22 protein-coding genes and 1 pseudogene (1 of these 23 only partly in view) are annotated in these 19301 nt (G+C 43.0%); 14 read left to right on the top strand and 9 right to left on the bottom strand.

Annotated elements, in window-relative coordinates; genetic code table 11:
- Positions 1-3: 3 nt before the first annotated feature.
- The 3 genes from F3741_05375 to mraZ are packed head-to-tail and all read right to left on the bottom strand — an operon-like array spanning position 4 to position 1703.
- Positions 4-321: a cell division protein FtsL gene (locus F3741_05375; protein ID MZG30231.1), complete on the bottom strand. Its 318-nt coding sequence runs from the start codon at positions 319-321 to the stop codon at positions 4-6.
- Positions 314-1252 (bottom strand): 16S rRNA (cytosine(1402)-N(4))-methyltransferase RsmH, encoded by a 939-nt coding sequence (rsmH, locus tag F3741_05370; protein MZG30230.1) that lies wholly within the window; start codon positions 1250-1252, stop codon positions 314-316. The genes F3741_05375 and rsmH overlap by 8 nt, the downstream gene beginning before the upstream one ends.
- 46 nt (positions 1253-1298) lie before the next feature.
- On the bottom strand, positions 1299-1703 hold the full coding sequence (gene mraZ, locus F3741_05365) for a division/cell wall cluster transcriptional repressor MraZ (GenBank protein MZG30229.1): 405 nt from the start codon (positions 1701-1703) through the stop codon (positions 1299-1301).
- 87 nt (positions 1704-1790) lie between these two features.
- Between mraZ and F3741_05360 the strand changes: the two genes are divergently transcribed.
- The 11 genes from F3741_05360 (at position 1791) to F3741_05310 (ending at position 8859) form a co-directional block, all read left to right on the top strand.
- The gene (locus F3741_05360) at positions 1791-1973 is read left to right on the top strand and encodes a hypothetical protein (GenBank protein MZG30228.1); all 183 of its coding nucleotides are present in this window, start codon (positions 1791-1793) and stop codon (positions 1971-1973) included.
- Between the two features lie 188 nt (positions 1974-2161).
- Positions 2162-2653 (top strand): cytochrome c maturation protein CcmE, encoded by a 492-nt coding sequence (locus tag F3741_05355; protein MZG30227.1) that lies wholly within the window; start codon positions 2162-2164, stop codon positions 2651-2653.
- Between the two features lie 62 nt (positions 2654-2715).
- Positions 2716-4731 carry a heme lyase CcmF/NrfE family subunit gene (locus tag F3741_05350; GenBank protein ID MZG30226.1) on the top strand — a complete coding sequence of 672 codons (2016 nt, stop codon included), beginning with the start codon at positions 2716-2718 and terminating at the stop codon, positions 4729-4731.
- A gap of 4 nt (positions 4732-4735) precedes the next feature.
- Positions 4736-5212 carry a hypothetical protein gene (locus tag F3741_05345; protein ID MZG30225.1) on the top strand — a complete coding sequence of 159 codons (477 nt, stop codon included), beginning with the start codon at positions 4736-4738 and terminating at the stop codon, positions 5210-5212.
- Positions 5213-5214: 2 nt separating this feature from the next.
- Entirely contained in the window at positions 5215-5541 is a 327-nt protein-coding gene (locus F3741_05340; GenBank protein ID MZG30224.1) for a hypothetical protein, read from the top strand.
- Between the two features lie 30 nt (positions 5542-5571).
- Entirely contained in the window at positions 5572-6330 is a 759-nt protein-coding gene (gene ccmA, locus F3741_05335; protein ID MZG30223.1) for a heme ABC exporter ATP-binding protein CcmA, read from the top strand.
- Between the two features lie 15 nt (positions 6331-6345).
- On the top strand, positions 6346-7026 hold the full coding sequence (locus F3741_05330; GenBank protein ID MZG30222.1) for an ABC transporter permease subunit: 681 nt from the start codon (positions 6346-6348) through the stop codon (positions 7024-7026).
- A 4-nt stretch (positions 7027-7030) separates the two neighbouring features.
- Complete coding sequence (locus F3741_05325) at positions 7031-7174, top strand: CcmD family protein (protein ID MZG30221.1); 144 nt, start codon at positions 7031-7033, stop codon at positions 7172-7174.
- On the top strand, positions 7171-7890 hold the full coding sequence (locus F3741_05320; protein ID MZG30220.1) for a cytochrome C assembly protein: 720 nt from the start codon (positions 7171-7173) through the stop codon (positions 7888-7890). Before F3741_05325 ends, F3741_05320 begins: the two co-directional genes overlap by 4 nt.
- On the top strand, positions 7847-8422 hold the full coding sequence (locus tag F3741_05315) for a TlpA family protein disulfide reductase (protein ID MZG30219.1): 576 nt from the start codon (positions 7847-7849) through the stop codon (positions 8420-8422). Before F3741_05320 ends, F3741_05315 begins: the two co-directional genes overlap by 44 nt.
- Positions 8423-8442: 20 nt before the next feature.
- Positions 8443-8859 (top strand): nuclear transport factor 2 family protein, encoded by a 417-nt coding sequence (locus F3741_05310; protein MZG30218.1) that lies wholly within the window; start codon positions 8443-8445, stop codon positions 8857-8859.
- 33 nt (positions 8860-8892) lie between these two features.
- On the opposite strand, the gene F3741_05305 is transcribed toward F3741_05310, so the two are convergent.
- The 3 genes from F3741_05305 to F3741_05295 all read right to left on the bottom strand — a co-directional run bounded on the left by F3741_05305 (position 8893) and on the right by F3741_05295 (position 11525).
- On the bottom strand, positions 8893-9873 hold the full coding sequence (locus tag F3741_05305; GenBank protein ID MZG30217.1) for an ABC transporter ATP-binding protein: 981 nt from the start codon (positions 9871-9873) through the stop codon (positions 8893-8895).
- Entirely contained in the window at positions 9870-10856 is a 987-nt protein-coding gene (locus F3741_05300; GenBank protein ID MZG30216.1) for an ABC transporter ATP-binding protein, read from the bottom strand. The genes F3741_05305 and F3741_05300 overlap by 4 nt, the downstream gene beginning before the upstream one ends.
- A gap of 213 nt (positions 10857-11069) precedes the next feature.
- A complete protein-coding gene (locus F3741_05295) occupies positions 11070-11525 on the bottom strand; it encodes a hypothetical protein (GenBank protein MZG30215.1) in 456 nt (151 codons plus the stop codon).
- Between the two features lie 916 nt (positions 11526-12441).
- On the opposite strand from F3741_05295, the gene xth reads away from it, so the two are divergent.
- Positions 12442-13209: an exodeoxyribonuclease III gene (gene xth, locus F3741_05290; GenBank protein ID MZG30214.1), complete on the top strand. Its 768-nt coding sequence runs from the start codon at positions 12442-12444 to the stop codon at positions 13207-13209.
- 121 nt (positions 13210-13330) lie between these two features.
- Positions 13331-16258, top strand: coding sequence for a peptidase M16 (locus F3741_05285; protein MZG30213.1), 2928 nt, complete (start codon positions 13331-13333; stop codon positions 16256-16258).
- Positions 16259-16580: 322 nt separating this feature from the next.
- On the opposite strand, the gene F3741_05280 is transcribed toward F3741_05285, so the two are convergent.
- Positions 16581-17144, bottom strand: a complete 564-nt coding sequence (locus F3741_05280) for a thiol peroxidase (GenBank protein MZG30212.1) — start codon at positions 17142-17144, stop codon at positions 16581-16583.
- Positions 17145-17238: 94 nt separating this feature from the next.
- On the opposite strand from F3741_05280, the gene F3741_05275 reads away from it, so the two are divergent.
- Positions 17239-17823 (top strand): uracil-DNA glycosylase family protein, encoded by a 585-nt coding sequence (locus F3741_05275; protein MZG30211.1) that lies wholly within the window; start codon positions 17239-17241, stop codon positions 17821-17823.
- Between the two features lie 3 nt (positions 17824-17826).
- Here F3741_05275 and F3741_05270 read toward each other — a convergent pair whose 3' ends face one another.
- On the bottom strand, positions 17827-19299 hold the full coding sequence (locus F3741_05270) for a hypothetical protein (protein MZG30210.1): 1473 nt from the start codon (positions 19297-19299) through the stop codon (positions 17827-17829).
- Positions 19296-19301: pseudogene (locus F3741_05265) on the bottom strand (hypothetical protein) (it continues 1131 nt past the right edge of the window). Before F3741_05265 ends, F3741_05270 begins: the two are co-directional and overlap by 4 nt.

Below are 19301 nucleotides of genomic sequence, written 5' to 3'. Positions count from 1 at the left end.
TTGCTATTTAAGTATTATTGTGATTTCATTGCCTTCATCAGGCTCTTTCATTCCCACTTCGTTTCTGGCTAAATGATAAATACGGTTCAAAGACCTCAGGCTTTCACGCTCAAGATTAAGCAACTGATTCTCCCTGGACAATTCCTCGTGTTCTTTTGCAAGATCCTGATAGTCATACGCCAGTTTGATTTTTTTGATATTCGGCCAAACCAGAGCCAGAGCTCCGAACATGAACAGGATGGACACGGAAATGACCACCCAGAAATCTTTTGAGGTAACATGGAGCCGGCCTTTTATCAGCCCTCGAACTCCGTCAAACATAAACCCTTTCCGCGACCCTTAATTTCGCACTTATCGATCTTGGGTTTCGCGCGACCTCTTCATCAGAAGGCACAATGGGTTTGCGGGTTAAAACCTTCAAGCTCTGCGTTTTTCCACAAATGCATATAGGGGTCCTGGGTGGGCACTCACACCCTTTTTCCTGATCCCTGAAAAATGTTTTCACTATCCTGTCTTCAAGAGAGTGAAACGAAATCACTGCGACACGCGCTGTCGAACAAAGCAGACCCATCATGTCAGACAGAACAGTTTTCAATTGCACCAGTTCATCATTGACAGTTATCCTCAGCGCTTGAAAAGTTTTCGTAGCAGGGTGAATCCGTGAGCGCCTTGGTGCCGGGACCACTTGAGCAACAATTTGTGAGAGTTGGCCAGTAGAGGTTATTGGGCGCTCAGCCTGTTCTTTGCGAATTGCCCGGACAATCTTTTTTGAATAACGTTCTTCACCATAATTTTTAATAATGGACGCCAGTTCAGCGTCAGAAAGATTTTCCAGAAGATCTGCGGCCGTAGTATTTTGGGAGGAGTCCATTCGCATATCGAGAGGACCATCATTTTTTATGCTGAAGCCGCGTCCGGGTAAATCTAACTGGGGTGAAGAGACTCCCAGATCCATCAACAACCCAACCACACGGGTGATCCCGTTTTGGGTTGCCAGTTTTTTTAAGTCTGCCAGGTTGCCATGGACTAGAGTAACCCTGTCACGGAAAGGAGATAGTCTTTTACTGGCCCGCTCTATAGCGGATTTGTCCCGGTCGATCGCAAAGACCCGGATATCAGGCGCTGTGTTTTTCAGGATGAATTCCGTATGGCCTCCATCCCCAAGTGTGCCATCCACGATTACACCCTCCATGTGAACATTCAGGTAATGAAGCACTTCATTTTTCATTACCGATTCGTGGTACGTTGGCATGATGTTTTGGCTAGTCCATAGCTGGCTAATGTCTATGGAGCGGCCACTATTGTTCCCCTTGCTTGGACCATTCTTCTGGGGACCAGACCTCAAAGGTTTTAGACATTCCCACCAAGATGGCCTCTTTGTTTAATCCTGCAATCTCTCTCTGGTTGGCAGGGAGCAGTATCTTTCCAGACTTCATTTCGCACTCGGTTGCCCTGGAATAAAACTCCCGTAATCGGTTTCTGTCGGTCTTGTCGAATGCGTTCAGGTCGCTCAGCTTGGCCTCATTTTCGGACCATTCTTTCTGAGGAAAGACCACTAGATAATGATCCATTACACACACCACCAATTGCGGACCAAACTGTTCGAGCGCGCTGCGAAATTTCGCCGGCACGTTGAACCGCCCCTTGTCGTCCAGACTGATGTTGTAGGTTCCTAGAAAGTTGTTTAACACTGCATTCACCAAATTTTTAAACTATGACATAAAATTACATTTTACGACACTTTAGTACACAATCCTAACATAACGTGACAAACTGTCAACAGAAAAGGTGTGAAAAAAGTCGAAAATTTGAACGGGCAAAAATTGTATAACTTTTTATTTAAAAAGGGTTTGATTGATTTTGAGCGAGCAAGAAAAGGGGTTTTTCCGGGAAAACAGGTCGTGACACCGCCATTATCGGAACCGATCAAAATAGCAGGACATGGAAGAATGATGGGGGGACGGGAAACCTGAGAAAAAAAATCGTAATTTTGAGTTAGAACATTATATATATGTCCTGCCCTGGATTAATTTATTGCATGAGAATTTTTACCCTTTTCCTTCCAATGGATTTGCTTTGACAAGGCTAAATTCTGGATGCTACTATGAAAAAAGCCTCAATAAATTAATGATATTCTTAACTCAGAGGGTGTGTGCCGGTTATGAAGCAGAAAAAAACAAGATTTTTAGTGGGTAGTTTGCTGATTGTTGGAGCCATTGGATATTTGATAACAATGGGAATCAGTAATACTTCGCAGTATTTCTTTACCGTGGACGAATTGATGAGCCAGAAAGTTTCATTCACCGGTGCTGGATTAAAAGTAAAAGGCAATGTGGTAAATGGTTCAATTCAAAGGGACCCTAATGATTATTTAAATGTGAATTTTTCTATTGAGGAGAATGATTCCTCGTTGAAGGTAGCTTATCAAGGGGTGACACCGGATATGTTTGTTGATGGAGGTGAGGTGGTGGTCGAGGGAACTTTAGGGAAGGATGGTGTTTTCCACGCCAACACTTTATTGACCAGTTGCCCGTCTAAATATGAAGCTGAAAAAGAGGCCGGAAAGATGCATCCGGGTACACTCCCCAAAGCTGACGAGTATAAAAGGCCGGGCATCAATAAAGCGGAAGCCTTGCCGAAAACAACAATCTAACCCTCCCTGAAAAACCGTGCAAACCCAGCATAGATGCGGGATTTAAGAAGTTTATAAAAACCATGAATGATATTGGTGAGTTTACATTATTGGTGGCCCTGGCAACGGCTTTATATGGTTGTGTTGCCTACATCATGTCCGCCCGAGGAAACCGTATCGACCTTTATTTGAGTGCGGATAAGACTCCATTTATTGTTTGGACCTGCGTAGCTATCTCATCTATATGTTTGTGGAAAGCTTTTCTAACCGATGATTTCAGCCTCCAATATGTCTGGGCTTATTCCAATCGCGAGTTAGATACGTTTTACAAAGTTTCTTCATTCTGGGGAGGGCAGAAAGGTTCCCTGCTTTTCTGGACACTCTTGCTTACCACCTACATGCTCGTGGTTTATTTTCAAAACCGGGGAAAAAACCTGCGAGTGGTTCCCTATGCGATGGCGGTTATGCTCGCCATAGTAGTGTTCTTTCTTTTTCTGATAAACTTTTCCACCAATCCATTTGAGCGTATTCCACTGCCGCCCGAAGATGGGCGCGGCCTGAATCCACTTCTGCAAAACTATTGGATGGTGATCCACCCGCCGACCTTGTACCTGGGCTATGTCGGGTTCACGGTTCCATTTGCTTTCGCCGTTGCGGCTCTTATCAGTAAAAACCTGGATGATGGCTGGATTAGAATGACACGGAAGTGGACTCTGATCTCATGGTTTTTTCTCTGCATGGGAAATTTGTTCGGAGCTTCCTGGGCTTATGTTGAGTTGGGTTGGGGGGGATACTGGGCCTGGGACCCTGTTGAGAACGCAGCATTTATGCCTTTGTTGATTGCCACAGCCTATTTGCATTCGGTGATGATTCAGGAAAAAAAGGACATGATGAAAGTCTGGAACATGTCTTTAATCCTTTTAACCTTTGCAATGACAATTTTTGGAACATTTATCACTCGTAGCGGTCTCATTCAATCTGTTCATACATTTGATGAGGCGACTCTTGGTTATTACTTTCTGGCTTTTCTTTTTGTAGTCATTGCGGCATGTATTACTTTGATCGTTACGCGTCTACCTCTTCTAAAAAGCGCGAATGAACTGGATTCTTTTTTATCTCGAGAGAGTAGTTTTTTATTTAACAATCTGGTTTTGCTGGGAATTGCTTTTGCAACATTTTGGGGTACTATTTTCCCGATCATTTCAGAAGCTGTACGGGGTGTGAAGATAACGGTGGGGCCGCCATTTTATAACCAGGTGAATGTTCCCATAGGTCTTGCGCTTTTAGCGCTGATTGGTATTGGGCCTGTAATCGCCTGGAGAAGGGCAACATTTTCCAACCTGAAGAAAAACTTTTTAAAACCTTTGCTTGCCTCCATTGTAGCGGCAATTGTATTGTTCCCGGTTGTCCCCTTGGAAAGTCGAGCCGAGGTTTATACATATGTGACTTTTGTACTTTGTGTATTCGTGATGGCTTCTATCCTCGCCGAGTTTTACAAGGTTACGGTTTCGAGAATGGGGTTGCATGAGGAGTCTGTTGTTGGCGCTTTGGCGACGGCTACTTGGCGCAATAAGAGACGTTATGGGGGTTATATTGTCCATATAGGAGTGGTGTTGATTTTTGCGGGTATTGCGGGGTCGCAGGCTTATGGAACTCACACGGAAAAACATTTGCAACTGGGGGAGTCCTTTGAAATCAGGGGTTATAAAATCACGTATCAAAAACTGGTTGCTGTGGAAGCCACAAACGTTAAGACTCGAATTATTGCCCAACTCGCTGTAGAGCGTGATGGAAGACGGTATTGGACAGGCCATCCTGAAAAAGAATTTTATAAGGGACAGAACCAGCCGGTTTCTGAAGTGGATGTCCTTTCAACCTGGAAGGAAGATTTATATATGATTCTGGCGGATTTCCGTGAAGATGAATCAGCAACGATAAAAGTTTATGTGAATCCGATGGTCAGTTGGATGTGGACAGGTGGATGGATTATAGCTTTTGGCACGATGATCTCTATGTGGCCGGATCGATTAGAACAAAGACGCCGCCTGGACAGGATTCGCAGGCAGGAGCAGTTGTTCCCTTCTCCTGCGCAGGAGTAACCGGATGAAAGTTTTAAAAGCGTTAATATTTTTATTTGTATTTGGATGGCTTTCAACAGGTCAGGTGCTTGAAGCTGGAGCTTTGTTGCAGGATCTTGAAAACCAACTCATGTGCAAATGCGATGACAAGTGTGGAAAAGTTCTTATAAACTGCACTTGTTCTACTTCTGATAAAACCCGTGCTAAGTTTACGAAAATGCTGGAATCAGGTCTCACCGTTGAACAAATAGTAAAAATGCAGGTGGATGAATACGGCGAAACAGTATTATCCGCGCCTACTAAATTCGGATTCAACCTCACAGCTTGGATGACACCGTTTGTAGCTTTGATTGCAGGAGGATTTGGAGTTCGTAAAATTCTTCAGGCCTGGGTAGGAAAAAAAGGCGATAATGGTCCTATAGAGACTCCTGTGGCTGAACCCGAAATTTCTAAAAAATATTCCAAACGTTTAAAAGACGAACTAGACGGGATCGAGTTGTAGGAATGGGATTCATCCACTTCTTAGAGTTGGTTTCGATTGTTGCGGTCCTTCTTGTTGTGGGGATACCTCTTTTTGGCAAGTTGAGACTCAAAAAGCTGATGGAACCCGTGGACCCTTTGATGGATGAATATAAGCATCTATTGGTTCGCAAGGAAGAAACACTTATTTCTATTAAAGAGTTGGAGTTCGATTTCAATACGGGAAAAATCTCAGAGCCCGATTACAATGAGCTTCTACATAGACTTGAAGCTGAAGCAACGGGAATACTTGAGGAACTGGACCGATTGGAAAAGGAACGAAAAAAAGGCAAGCCACATAAATCCCATTAAACCTGACTATACTATCTGGCACTAAAATGTATGGTAGATAATTCCAATCCCGATTCCTCCGCTATTGAAGTTAGACAGTTGCGTAAAGAGTTTGGAGTTTTAAAAGCTGTAGATGGAATCAGTTTTGACCTGAAGCGTGGGGAATTTTTATCTGTTTTTGGTCCCAATGGCGCGGGAAAAACCACCCTTATTAAGATTCTAACGGGATTAACGCGTCCTTCATCAGGCTCAGCGAGGGTTGCTGGTTATGAAGTGGAAGAAGGGATGGCGGAGATGCGGCGTGAGATAGGTGTTATTTCGCATTCTTCTGCTTTATATGCTGATTTGACCCCAATGGAAAATTTGATTTTTTTTGGCAAGATGTATGGAGTGGAACGTCCTCATGAATCAGCTTTGAACGCTCTTGAGGATGTAGGGTTGGCTCCACGCAGAAATGATCGTGTTAGAACTTTTTCACGCGGTATGTTGCAGAGGCTGTCCATCGCAAGGGCTATTCTACATGATCCTTCCATTTTATTTTTAGATGAGCCTTTCACTGGATTGGATATTCACGCATCCAATGTGCTCAAGGAGCACCTTCAGTCTTTACATGATAAGAAGAGGACAATATTGATGACTACGCATGATATTTCCTGCGGCCTGGAAATGTGCGATAAAGTTGCCTTGCAGGTTATGGGGCAGTTTGCATTCTTTGAGGATGTTAAAGATATTGATAGGGAAAACTTTGAGACTCTATATTTTGATGCAGTTCGTAATAACCAGTTTACTATGGGAATTCGCCCTCATTGATGTAAGGATGAATTTATGAACCTTTTTTTCAGTCAGGTCTCATCTATAGTCTGGAAAGATTTCCTGACCGAATTCAAGACGCGTGAACTGTTCAGTTCAATGTTCATTTTTGCGTTGCTGGTTATTTTGATTTTTATTTTTTCTGTGAACCTCAGCATTGTTAAGGCCAGTGAGGTTGGCCCCGGAGTTTTGTGGGTGGCGTTTTTATTTTCAGGAACCTTGGGGCTGAATCGTTCTTTCATGCTTGAAAAGGAAAATGGATGCCTCATGGGGTTGATGTTGACACCTGCAGATAGAACGGCCGTTTATTTTGGCAAACTGGTCAGTAATTTTGCTTTCCTTAGCATTATGGAATTGTTCATTATGCCGCTGTTCATGATTTTTTTTAACATAGACCTGATAGATCATTTATTACCACTCTTGCTTGTAATTTTTCTGGGTACCCTCGGGTTCTGCGCTCTGGGTACCCTGTTATCTTCGTTAGCCTCAAACCTGAAAACGCGGGAAATCATGTTGCCTATTTTACTTTATCCGTTAATGATTCCTGTTGTCATTGGAGTGGTTCGAATGACCGGGCAAGTTCTGGCTGGCGAACCTTTATCGGAAATGATGAACTGGATTGGTTTGACGGCTTCCTTCGATATCATTTATATTGGTGTCTCCATCATGACGATTGACCATATTCTGGAGGAGTGACGGAATGGATAACCTGGGATTTTTATTTGCGGCTAATGTGTTTGTGTGGGGCGGCATAGTTTTTTATGTGTATATGCTCAAACAACGTAACCGCTCTCTCGAAAAAGACCTGAACCTGCTAAAAGAAACTTTGAGCAAAGAAGGATGAAGATGAACCCTGAAGAAGTAGAAGACAGCCAGGAGGAAGGAAATGTTCTGGTCTGGTTGACCGGTATTGGTCTTCTTGCGGCAATGGTCTCGATTTTTTTATATGTTCCTACTGAAAAGACAGAAGGAGTGATCCAGCGCATCATGTACTTCCATGTTCCTTGCGCATGGCTTTCATTTTTTGCTTTCTTTGTGGTTTTTATTTGTTCGATTTTGTTTTTGTGGAAGAAGGACAGGGAGTGGGATATTTATGCTCACGCCTCAGCAGGAATCGGTGTGGTTTTCTGTTCCCTGGTTTTGATCACAGGCCCGATTTGGGCGCGGCCAATTTGGGGGGCATGGTGGGTGTGGGACGCACGTTTGACATCTACCCTGATACTCTGGCTGATTTATGTAGCATACCTCATGCTTCGAGCACAAAGTGATGCCGGTTCCATGAGGGCTCGTTATGCGGCGGTACTTGGTATTATTGGGTTTCTAAATATCCCCTTTATCCATTTTTCTGTATTATGGTGGCGAACATTCCACCCTCAACCCAAGGTTATTTCCAGCGAAGGGCTTGGTAAGGGCATGGACCCGAGCATGTTGGCAACACTGGGCATATCTCTGGGTGCTTTCACGCTGCTTTATTTCCTGCTGATGGGTGAGCGGGTGCGGCAGGAAAAACTAAAGGATGAAATTGACCGGCTCAAAAGGGAAAAGCTTTATTCGTCCTAGGGACGTACTTCTGGGCCTGCTTATAATTGTGGCTCTGACTCTGCTCGTGCTCCGTATCCAAAAAACCGGTACGGAAAACCCGGATGCAAACCAGTTTAAACCGCAAGAAGGATATCTTGCTCCACGTTTTAGTTTAAGAAACCTTAAGGGTAACCTGGAAGGACTTGACGATCACTCTGGAAAAGTGATTATCATTAATTTCTGGGCTACCTGGTGTGTTCCTTGTGTAAGGGAAATGCCCAGCTTTGAAAACCTGTACCGCCGCTTCCGGTCTGAAGGGTTAACCATTCTCGCAGTCAGCCTTGATAAAGGAGACTCTGATAAAGTCCAAAAGTTTGTTGATAAACACAAATTATCATTCCCGATATTATTGGATATAAATGGTGTTGCTGAAAAACTTTATCCATCTTTTACCATTCCATTTACCTATGTAATTGATAAGTTGGGGAGGGTTGTCGCTCGTGTTGACGGTGCTAAAAACTGGGAGTCGCCTGAAACCTTCCGAGCCGTTGAGCACCTTTTAAAACAATAAAACTAAAAGGAAAGCATTTAATGATAAGTGAAGATCGAGTTTTGTCTGCGAATGAAAACTTTTATAAAGCTTTTAATAATAGAGATATTGAAGCGATGAAAGAAGTGTGGGGGCATAATTTGAACACAACTTGTGTTCATCCCGGGTGGCCACCTCTTAAAGGTTTTGAGGCAACGTTGAATAGTTGGGCGGGAATTTTTGAGAATTCAGGCAATATGGAAATAAAAATTTCTGATGTGCAGGTTATCGCTTCAGAAAATCTGGCATGGGTTTCATGTATCGAAAAACTGTATACCATAGCTGAAATAGGAGTGTCAGCCTCAAAAGTTTTTGCTACAAACCTGTTTTACCTTGAGGGTGATTCATGGAAAATGATCATGCACCACGCCTCGCCAATGCCTGAAACCCGGGAAACAGATGATGTTCTGAAAAATTAAATTCGGCAAGGAATGCCCACCTTTTCTATTAGGTTAATGTTTTAGGAAACACGCAACCTGATGACCGGTATTGATTTCTTTAAGTTCCGGTATTTCTTGTTCGCATTGTTTTTCTTTGATCGGGCATCGGCTTTGAAAGGCGCAGCCTTTTTGCGTGCTTGCCGGATCGGGGATATCTCCTTTTATGAATGTTTTTTGTTTGGTCTCTCCTGATGCTAGATTGGGAATTGCGTTTAGCAAGGCAATTGTATAAGGGTGCTGGGCTGAATTGTATATTTGTTCGCTGTTTGCAATTTCAACGATCTTTCCAAGATACATTACTGCGACCCGATCGCAAAAATACTCAATCACCCCCATATCATGAGAAATAAATAAGTAGGATATATCCAGTTTTTCTTTCAGGTCTTGCAACAGGTTAATGATCTGGGCTTGTATGGAAACGTCCAAAGCTGATACGGGTTCATCAGCCACCACCAATCTGGGGTTAAGAGCTATTGCCCGGGCAATTCCTACTCGCTGTAACTGTCCGCCACTCAACTCATGCGGGTAACTGTTGAAGTGCCCTTGTGACAACCCCACATACTCTAAAAGTTGTCTGGCTTTTTCGGAGTTTTCTTTTTTGTTTTGGTAGCCGTGAATTTCAAAAGGCTCTTGAACTATTTTGCCTACACGTCTTGACGGATTGACAGCTGAATAAGGATCTTGAAAGATTATTTGCATCTCCTTTCGAAGGTTTCTCAGCTCTGTTTCCTTAAGGTCAAACAAGTTTGTTCCACAAAACCTCACTTGTCCCGAAGTTGGCTCGATCAGTCGCAGAGAGGTTCTGGCTGCTGTGGACTTTCCACATCCGCTCTCCCCAACCAAACCCAGTGTTTCACCTGCTTGCATTGTGAATGAAATACCATCTACCGCGCGAACAGGTGGTGCCTGTTCTTCGAGAAGTTTTTTATGTTGTATAAAATGTTTCTTGAGGTCTCTGACTTCCAGCAGTGGAATGCCGTTTTTTGTGTTCATATCGATCCCTGCTCCAGGTGGCAGCTCCATTGCCTCTGGGCACCCGCTTCACGCAACACGGGTTTTTGGGTTTTGCATTTTTCGATAGCCCATTCGCAACGAGGGTGAAACGAACAACCCGAAGGACGCTGATCCAGACCGGGGACGTTGCCTGAGATTTCCTGCAATCTTTCGCCTGTATGTTTATGTGTTCCGAGTTTTGGTACAGAGGCGATGAGCCCTTTGGTATAAGGATGAAACGGGTTTTCAAGAAGAGATTTTGCGGGTCCGGACTCTACGATTTCTCCAGCATACATGATCAAAACCCTCTGGGCAATTTCCGCGACAACTCCAAGATCATGGGTAATGATAAGAATGGACATGCCAGCTTCCGTCTTTAAATTTTTGAGAAGCTCTAGGATCTGGGCTTGAATAAGAACATCAAGGGCTGTCGTAGGTTCGTCAGCAATGAGGACTCTTGGTGAGCAGGCAAGGGCCATTGCAATCATGACGCGTTGTCTCATTCCTCCGCTGAGTTGATGAGGGTAATATTTTAACTTGTCTTTAGGAGAGGGTATCTCAACCCGCTCCAACAAGTCTGCTGATTTTTTCAAGGCTTCCTGGCGAGTCATGGTTGTATGACGAAGGAGTGTTTCGGCCATTTGCTCTCCAATGGTCAAGACCGGATTAAGAGAAGTCATCGGATCCTGAAAGATCATTGAAATGGAATGGCCACGCAGATTCTGCAATTCTTTTGTGTTCATGGATAAAAGGTTTTGCCCTGAAAATAGAATTTTGCCACTTGAAATTTCCGCCGGTGGTTCTGGCAAAAGACGCAGAATGGAAAGGGCGCTGACGGTCTTCCCACATCCTGATTCTCCAACCAAAGCCAATATTTCGCCTTCGTTCAATTGGAAACTGATTCCATTAACTGCAGTCAGTTTACCCTTGGGAGTGTGAAAAGAAACGGTCAGGTTGTCAATATCCAGTTCTGGTGATGGCATCTTTACCTTCTAATTGAGAACTTGAAACGAGTTTGCCCTGATGAAAGCTGCGCATTAAAACTCAATTATAATAAAACATTTAGCGGCCATTGACATTGTGGAAAGTATTTTGTTGCGATCATTGAGGAAAGAGAGTTGGGAGGAAATGAAAAAGCTCAATATAAAAGGCAGTCCGTAGACTGCCTTTTATATTGAGAACGCTAAAATTGATGACTATTTGGATTTAGTAAGACATTCCTTTTCAAGCTCTGCACTCACTATATTGTTGCATTTTCCCGGTTCACCGAGAACAATGGCAAAACAATAGGTCTGGCTATCCCGATTTAGAATCAGGGTGCAGTAATAATTACTGTGATCTTTATGTTTGTAGCGACTTTCAGGGTTTTTTATAGGGCTTAGCGCAAGGCAAAGGTTTCTCTCGTCTTCTTTGGAAAGCTTGCCGGTTGGTTTTGCTGCGGATGAGAATAAACCGACCCTTGCCATGGAATCAGTGGGTCCTTTCCCATCAATAACTGTTACCGGGGCTACCCCGGGTCGTCCTCTACGAACTTCCTTGGTGATCGCATCGCAAGCTGATGTATCAGCTACCTCAGCCGCCATGGAGATTGGCGCATTCATAAAGAATGCTAATGATAGTGCTGTCCATCCCATAGCTTTGTATATCCACATATCAGTCTTCCTCCCAATGACCTGCTCTATTTGTGTCTAAAATAAATATGACGCTATGTTTGAAGGATACCTTATTTTTACAGGAAAAACCATGGGTTGTATTTAAGTTATTGAAAATATTGGGGGGTAGGGTGTTCCTGGGAGAGGTGAGTGATGAAGATACAATGAGGTCGTCAGTCCCTTTATTGGGGCTGGTTTGTAAAATGCTGATTATCTGATTTAGTTATTTTGTTTTGGCTGGTTTTTTCTTGCGAATAGCGCCGAACGCTACCTTCGCAACAGTACCAAGCATCAACAACAATAATATAATTAAAATGTTCTCTTCCATTTTATTCTTTAAACTAAATAAGTTACGGATAATATGATATCGAATAAACTTGCAAAAACCTGATTCTTTATGATGGAATCTGAAACCATTATAACTTAAATAAATCCTTGGAAATATTACATTTATGTCAGGATTGTGTGGTATTTTTCAGGTTCGGAAATCTTATGATTTAAAGGTGCTGTGGTATCTTTATGTAGTAGGTTACTAATAGATGAATTGGAATATACTAGGGAATTTTTTTTAGTTGTCATAAGGTTGGCAAATACTTATCAGTCTCATATTTTCGGTTGTCCACGTTGTGTCATTTTTGTGGGTTGGGCTATTGTCTCCTATGTATGGTTTCTCTGAGAATGTATCTTGCTATTTGATTCTGAAAACTAAGACCTTCATGCCATCAAGTATTGTGAAGTTTGTGCGGAAAATTATCACCGGGATATATGGATTATTTTGCAGCTCTGTATCTTTGAAGCTGGAGTCAAAAATTCTTCGATGATATTTCGCAAAATTGTTTATACTTGCCAGCTTTAAATATCCGGAAAATGAATGTAAGAATCTAATATAATCCTCCGGCAATAACTTTTGGTCTATATGAGAATATTGAGTTGGAATGTTAATGGTGTGCGTGCTGTGGTTAAAAAAGGATTCTTTAACTGGTTGGAGTCTGAATCGCCGGAAATAGTTTGCTTGCAGGAAATAAAGGCCAGAACCGAGGACCTTGACGAGACCATACTGAATCCTGATGGTTATCATACTATATGGAATTCAGCTGAACGAAAGGGTTATAGTGGTGTTGCTGTTTTTACAAAAAAGAAACCGAAATCGGTTCATATGGGAATGGGGATTGACCGGTTTGATGTAGAAGGGCGTTTGATCCGGGTCGAATTCAAAGATTTTGATTTGTTGAATGTTTATTTTCCTAACGGAACCAGCGGTTCTGAAAGATTACAGTATAAAATGGAGTTTTATGATGCGTTTCTGGACCATTGCGAACAATTACGGGCGCAAGGTAGAGAGCTGGTGATCACAGGAGATGTGAATACGGCCCACAAGGCAATAGATTTGAAAAATCCGAAAGCTAATGAAAAAAACTCCGGTTTTTTGCCGGAAGAAAGGGCATGGGTCGATAAGTTTGTGTCTCATGGCTATGTGGATAGTTTCAGGGTGTTTCATCCTGAGCCGGATCAATATACCTGGTGGAGTTACAGGTTTAATGTTCGAGCAAAAAATATTGGATGGCGCATTGATTATTTTTTTGTTACAGAAAAACTTATGGCAAAGGTCAAAGACTCATTCATCCTGGCTGATGTTATGGGGTCGGACCATTGCCCAATAGGCCTTGATATTAAAGCTAAATAAGCGGGCGACATCATTTGTTTTATAGAGGCTGAATGGCATCAAATAACACGCCTTTCTGAAAAGGGGGTTGTTGCGATTAAGCATCGTAATCAAAAATATTTTGAACTGGAGTGTGTGCTTTATGGGGTTTGAACTCAATAAAAGTTATAGCGGATTCATATTGACCAAAAAGAAGAATATTAAGGAGCTGAAGTCTCTCGGTCTCCTTTTTGAACACGAGGTTACAAAGGCTCAATTGATGGTCCTTGAAAACGATGACGATAACAAGGTCTTCAGTGCAACGTTCAGGACCCCTCCTGAAAATGATACTGGGATTGCCCATATCCTTGAGCATAGTGTTTTATGCGGTTCTAAAAACTTTCCAGTTAAGGAACCTTTTGTTGAACTCATGAAAGGTAGTTTGCAGACCTTTCTAAATGCGATGACTTTTCCTGATAAGACGATGTATCCTGTCGCCAGCAGGAACCAGAAAGATTTTTTTAATCTCATGCATGTTTATCTTGATGCGGTGTTTTACCCCAATATTACTGAAGAGACTTTCAAGCAGGAAGGCTGGCACTATGAGCTTAACAGCCCGGAAGATAAAATAGTCTATAAAGGGGTTGTGCTTAATGAAATGAAGGGTGAGTTTTCCAACCCTGAAAGTTGCGTGGACCGTCAGATGGCCCACTTGCTGTTCCCATCGACTGCATACGGGTTTGAGTCCGGGGGTGATCCCAAAAGCATTCCTGAGTTGACATATCAGGAATTCACGGAGTTTCACAGAAAACACTATCACCCCTCGAATAGCAGGCTTTTTATTTATGGAGATGGTGATACCCAAAGTTATCTGGACTTTTTGCAGGAAAAATATTTGCAGGACTTTGAGTATATGGATGTCAATACCACCATTGCTCACCAGAGGTCTTTCAGGAAACCCAAAAGAAAACTTATATCCTACCCGGTTTCTACAGGGGAATCCCTGGAGAAAAAAACTTATGTGCTGGTAGGGTATAAGCTGGATAAAGCTGTAAATCACGAACATTGTCTCGGGTTCAGCATTCTGAGCCATCTTTTGCTGGGGTCTTCAGCATCTCCTTTAAGAAATGCCCTTATAGCCTCCGAATTAGGCAGTGAAGTTATAGGCGGAGGTTTCGATGATAATCGTGCCGATACTATGTTTGCCGTTGGGCTAAAAGGCTCAGAGCTGGAGCTTGAGGACAAAATTGTTGGGCTCATAGATTCCACCCTTCGTGGATTGGTGGAAAAGGGGATAGAAAAAGACATGGTTTTGTCAGCCGTCAACTCGATAGACTTCAGATTGCGGGAAGCAAACTTTGGCGGTTTCCCAAAAGGAATTGTTTATAACATCCAGGCGTTAGGCTCATGGCTCTATGATAAAGACCCTTTTAGCCATCTCAAGTTTGAGAGAGTGATGCAAAAGATTAGAAATCAGATGCATGATGGATATTTTGAAGGCTTGATAAAACAGTTCCTGATAGAGAATCACCATCGAATTGTCCTTGTTGCGAGCCCTAAACAAGGATTGGGGAAAAAGTTAGAAGCCAGGGAAAGAAAAATTTTAAAAACTGTCAAAGATGAACTTACTTCGAGTCAGTTAGATGCGTTGATTGCTGAAACTCTAAAACTCCAGGAATTGCAATTGACCCCTGACTCACCTGAGTCTCTTGCAACGCTTCCTTCTCTGGAAATTAATGATGTCCCTAAGGAAATTGAAAAGTATCCTCTGGAAATAAAAAACAAGAGCGAATCAAATGTGTTGTTTCACGACTTGTTCACCAATAATATTGCCTACACTCAAATTGGGTTCTGTACTAAATCGGTACCGCGCGAAATGATTCCTTATATCCCGCTGCTAGGGACTCTTGTGCTTGGAATGGGAACTCGCAAACGTAGTTATACAGAAATTTCAAAATTGATAGGCATGCATACGGGTGGAATCCGCACCTCTCATTTTTCCTCGGCTACAGTTGAAGATCGTCAACAGGTTCTCTCTTATATCTTTTTCAATGGTAAGGCGTTGATGGAAAAAGTGGACAACATGTTTGATCTTTATGACGAATTGTTTGGTGAATATAGTTTTGATGATAACAAGAGATTGGTTGAGATCATTCGTAGCGCAAAAGCCGATATGGCAGACTCGATAGTTCCTCATGGCAATCACTATGTATTAGTCCGGTTGCAGTCTTACCAGTCACGGCTCGGGAAGTTTGAAGACCTTACCGATGGCATCACGTATTACCGGTTTTTGGAGCAATTGCTGGAGCGTGTTGAGAAAAATCCGGGTGGGGTGGCTGACGAATTTCGACAGGTTGCTGAACGAATTTTTAATCGCAAAAACGTCTTGTTTAATATCACGTCAGGGAAAAAGGATTATAAAAAAATTGAAAAAAGAATCAATGAAACGATGGATACTCTTTCAACGAAAGAATACAGCAACGAGGAATGGATTCTGGATGATGTCCCTTTGAATGAGGGGTTTTTAACTGCCAGTAATGTCCAGCATGTCGGCAAAGGGGCCAACCTGTATGATTTGGGGTTTAAATATTCCGGCCAGTTTGAAGTGTTGAAGGCACTCCTTCGTACAGGGTTTTTATGGGACAAGGTTCGGGTTCACGGTGGTGCTTATGGCAGTAGTAATTCTTTTGATTTTTTTACTGGCGATTACAACCTGGTTTCTTATCGAGACCCCAATCTTGCCGAAACTTTAGCTGTTTATGATGAGATAGCAAATTTTCTGGGCAATTTGGACTTGTCTTATGACGAGTTGACTAAATTAATCATAGGATGTGTCGGGAAAATGGATCCTCCTTTGACGCCGGACAGAAAAGGCTCGGCATCCATGATCGACCACCTTACCGGCCGAACCCAAGATTTGAAGAAACAAATCCGCGAAGAATTATTATCTACCCGGCTGGAAGATTTAAAGGGTTACGCATCTGTGTTCGAAGAAATCAGGGATAATGGTAATGTGTGTGCCCTGGGTAATGAAGATAAACTCAAAAAGTCCAAATCAGTATTCGGCCAACTCGTTAAAGTTTTTAACTGACTGGCGTAACGGCAGTGGCAATTATGTAGAGCTGTTTGGCTGGATAATGTATTACTGTCTGTCATGCCTGACCTGACTAGGCATGTGCCTTCTCCCTGTCAATGCGCTTAAGTTTTTGAGGTTACCTGTCGATAGAAAAACGTAAGAGTTTGCTATTTACAGGTGAAATATGAAGCTCAAGCGTAAAGAAATCTTGGATCTCTTGAGGTCATTTGGAGTGAGTCAGGTTTCCGAGTTGAAGAGCGGTTGTCGTGATTACGAGACGTATTTCAAAAAACGTCAAAAGAGGGAAGATCAGCGGTTTACACGACACTCAATGCGCTCATAATGACCGGGCAAATTCCATGGCTTTTTCCATTTCAGGAAGTCGGGCCAGTTCTGGAACCACCTCCAGATATCGAATGACCCCTTCACGGTCAAGGACTATGATAGCTCGTGTCAAAAGGCGGCTTTCTTCAATCAATAGCCCGGTAGATTTGCCAAACTCAGCATCCCGATAATCTGAAAGAAAAAGGATGTTGTTGATCTTGGCTTCTTTAGCGAAGCGTTTTTGCGCAAATGGCAGATCCCGGCTGATTGTTACCAGGTTGGCGTTTTGGTCAAGCCCTTTGTTCTCTTCGCTGAGTATATGAGTTTGTTTATCGCAGGTGGGAGTATCCAGGGAGGGAACAACACTCAGTATAGTCACCTTGCCTTTGAACGATTGCAGGTCAATCATGTTCAAACCAAGGCCAGGGAGGGCGATTGTCGGGAGTGTTTGACCCACCTGCGCTATTTCCCCTATTAGAGTCAAAGGCTTCCCCCTTAAGCTGACCGCAGGTTGTCCCCAACTTGATACCGCAAAAACCAGAACCACGATTATACTTGCTAATATTTTCTGAAGCATATTATGCTCTCCTTGATATTGAAGTCTTAATACATATTTTAGCATCTTAACGAGATGAGTTGAAAAAACGGTTTTTCAGGGGGAGAATAAATCCTTGTATCAATCCATTACAGAACTGAGGCAACATATCAAAGTCTGTAAACTTTGCGAGGCAGACCTCCCTTTTCCAGCAAAACCCACATTATCATTTGCTTCAACATCAAAAATACTGATTGTCGGGCAGGCTCCGGGAATAAAAGTTCATGAGACCGGGATTCCCTGGAACGATGCCAGTGGCGACAGATTACGGGAGTGGATGAATGTAACCAGAGAACAATTCTATAACACGACATATTTTTCGATCGTTCCAATGGCATTTTGCTATCCCGGAAAAGGCAAGTCCGGCGATTTGCCTCCGCCCCCGAAATGCGCGGATACATGGATGTCGCCGATATTGGGTAAACTCCCTAAAAGGAAGCTCACCTTGTTGATCGGTCAGTATGCACAAGGTTGGTTTTTAAATTCGCAAAAGAAGGCAACCCTGACAGAAACAGTAAAAAGCTGGAAATCATATCTGCCGGAATATTTTGTTTTACCTCATCCGTCACCAAGAAACAATATCTGGCTCAAAAAAAACCCGTGGTTCGAGAAACAATTGGTGCCTGAATTGGAAAAGAAGGTGAGTGAGTTTTTGTCCTGATTATCAAAATTCAACGACGGTGACACCGTCCCCGCCTTCATGGCGAGCGCCAGCCATAAACTGTTTGCAAAGACCTGATTTTTCCAGGTAACTGCGGACAAGGGATTTGATTTTTCCCATCCCGTGGCCATGTATGATGAGAACTCTCTGGGCTTTTTGCACTATGGCTCGGCTGATAAAGGCCTCCATCACTTCTCCTGCCTCCTCCGAATTCATACCCCTTAAATCACAAGAGGCGACCGAATCATTTCCAGACTCTGCTTGAACGTTCATTGAAAATTTCTTTTCGCTTTTTTTACCTTTTTGCTGCGGATTGCCTCGTAGTGACCTGGCATCAACAACCGTATTGATATTGCCCATTTGCACCCGTAGTTTTTTCTTACCTTCAGGGGATTCAAGCAAAGTGCCATAGGCACCCAGGTTCATAATTAACACCGGGTCCCCGGATTTTAATTCTTCAACGGGTAAAGACCATTCTTTTGCATCTTCTACTTTTGAGGATAAAGGTACCTGGCTCAACGAATTTATTTGTCTTTCCACTTTGCGAATTTTTGGCAGGTTCTTTTCACCCTTAATTTCCTGGATCATTTTTTGAATTTCAGCTTTTCCGGCTCGTACTTCCAGTTGTAGCTTTTTGTTTTTACTTTTTTGGAAATCCTTTTCTTCTTCTCGCATTCTATGGGTCAGAATTCTCTGCTCCCTGGCCATGGCTTCAGTCGTTTCTTTCTCAAGTTTGATTTCTTCCTTATCCCGGCTTAGTTCCAGTCTCTGACGGGTCAGATCTTTCAGCAGGTCTTCGGCACGGTTATCCTTGGTTTGATACAAACCTCGAGCTTGCTCTATTATGCTTTTATCCAGTCCCAGTCGTTCAGCTGTATCAAGGGCGGCACTTTGACCCGGTGCACCAAAAATCAAACGATAAGTGGGACTCAATGTATCAAGATCAAACTCGGTGCAGGCGTTTAGAAAACCTTCCTGGGTCTGCGCCAGAACCTTCAAGCTGAAGTAGTGAGTGGAAACCAATGTCATCACATCTTTATTTTTAAGGTTTAACAAAATGGCTTCCGCCAGGGCGGCACCCTCTTGTGGATCGGTGGCAATTCCCAGTTCATCAAGAAGAACTAATGATCCGGCATCAACATGGTTCAAAATATGAACGATTTTTTTAAGATGTGCTGAAAAGGTTGATAGCTTCAACTGAATATTCTGGTCATCACCAATGTCTGAATAAACTTTTGGAAAAAATGGAATCCTGGAATGTTCTTTGACTGGCAGGTAGAGCCCGGCCCTTGCCATCAGAGCTAGTAACCCCAGGGTTTTTAGCGTTACCGTTTTGCCGCCGGTATTGGGACCAGAAATGATCACCACCTTTATATAACCATCCCACTCTATATCGTTGGGAACCACATTTTCTCCATCCAGAACCAATTCCGGGTTGCGCGCTTCTTTAAGGTCTACAACCGAGTCGCGGTTCAAGC

Source organism: Nitrospinota bacterium (assembly GCA_009873635.1).
GTDB lineage: Bacteria > Nitrospinota > Nitrospinia > Nitrospinales > VA-1 > LS-NOB.
Note: the sequence above shows the minus strand (reverse complement) of the source record. Positions and strands in the feature narration are given on the sequence as shown.

Coding starts and splice junctions, on each gene's coding strand:
- rsmH (MZG30230.1), bottom strand. CDS start 1,252: ATGCCAACGTACCACGAATCGGTAATGAAAAATGAAGTGCTTCATTAC.
- F3741_05350 (MZG30226.1), top strand. CDS start 2,716: ATGAATGATATTGGTGAGTTTACATTATTGGTGGCCCTGGCAACGGCT.
- F3741_05325 (MZG30221.1), top strand. CDS start 7,031: ATGGATAACCTGGGATTTTTATTTGCGGCTAATGTGTTTGTGTGGGGC.
- F3741_05345 (MZG30225.1), top strand. CDS start 4,736: ATGAAAGTTTTAAAAGCGTTAATATTTTTATTTGTATTTGGATGGCTT.
- F3741_05340 (MZG30224.1), top strand. CDS start 5,215: ATGGGATTCATCCACTTCTTAGAGTTGGTTTCGATTGTTGCGGTCCTT.
- F3741_05285 (MZG30213.1), top strand. CDS start 13,331: ATGGGGTTTGAACTCAATAAAAGTTATAGCGGATTCATATTGACCAAA.
- xth (MZG30214.1), top strand. CDS start 12,442: ATGAGAATATTGAGTTGGAATGTTAATGGTGTGCGTGCTGTGGTTAAA.
- F3741_05355 (MZG30227.1), top strand. CDS start 2,162: ATGAAGCAGAAAAAAACAAGATTTTTAGTGGGTAGTTTGCTGATTGTT.
- F3741_05305 (MZG30217.1), bottom strand. CDS start 9,873: ATGAACACAAAAAACGGCATTCCACTGCTGGAAGTCAGAGACCTCAAG.
- ccmA (MZG30223.1), top strand. CDS start 5,572: ATGGTAGATAATTCCAATCCCGATTCCTCCGCTATTGAAGTTAGACAG.
- F3741_05310 (MZG30218.1), top strand. CDS start 8,443: ATGATAAGTGAAGATCGAGTTTTGTCTGCGAATGAAAACTTTTATAAA.
- F3741_05330 (MZG30222.1), top strand. CDS start 6,346: ATGAACCTTTTTTTCAGTCAGGTCTCATCTATAGTCTGGAAAGATTTC.
- F3741_05295 (MZG30215.1), bottom strand. CDS start 11,525: ATGTGGATATACAAAGCTATGGGATGGACAGCACTATCATTAGCATTC.
- F3741_05375 (MZG30231.1), bottom strand. CDS start 321: ATGTTTGACGGAGTTCGAGGGCTGATAAAAGGCCGGCTCCATGTTACC.
- F3741_05315 (MZG30219.1), top strand. CDS start 7,847: ATGAAATTGACCGGCTCAAAAGGGAAAAGCTTTATTCGTCCTAGGGAC.
- F3741_05320 (MZG30220.1), top strand. CDS start 7,171: ATGAAGATGAACCCTGAAGAAGTAGAAGACAGCCAGGAGGAAGGAAAT.
- F3741_05280 (MZG30212.1), bottom strand. CDS start 17,144: ATGCTTCAGAAAATATTAGCAAGTATAATCGTGGTTCTGGTTTTTGCG.
- F3741_05300 (MZG30216.1), bottom strand. CDS start 10,856: ATGCCATCACCAGAACTGGATATTGACAACCTGACCGTTTCTTTTCAC.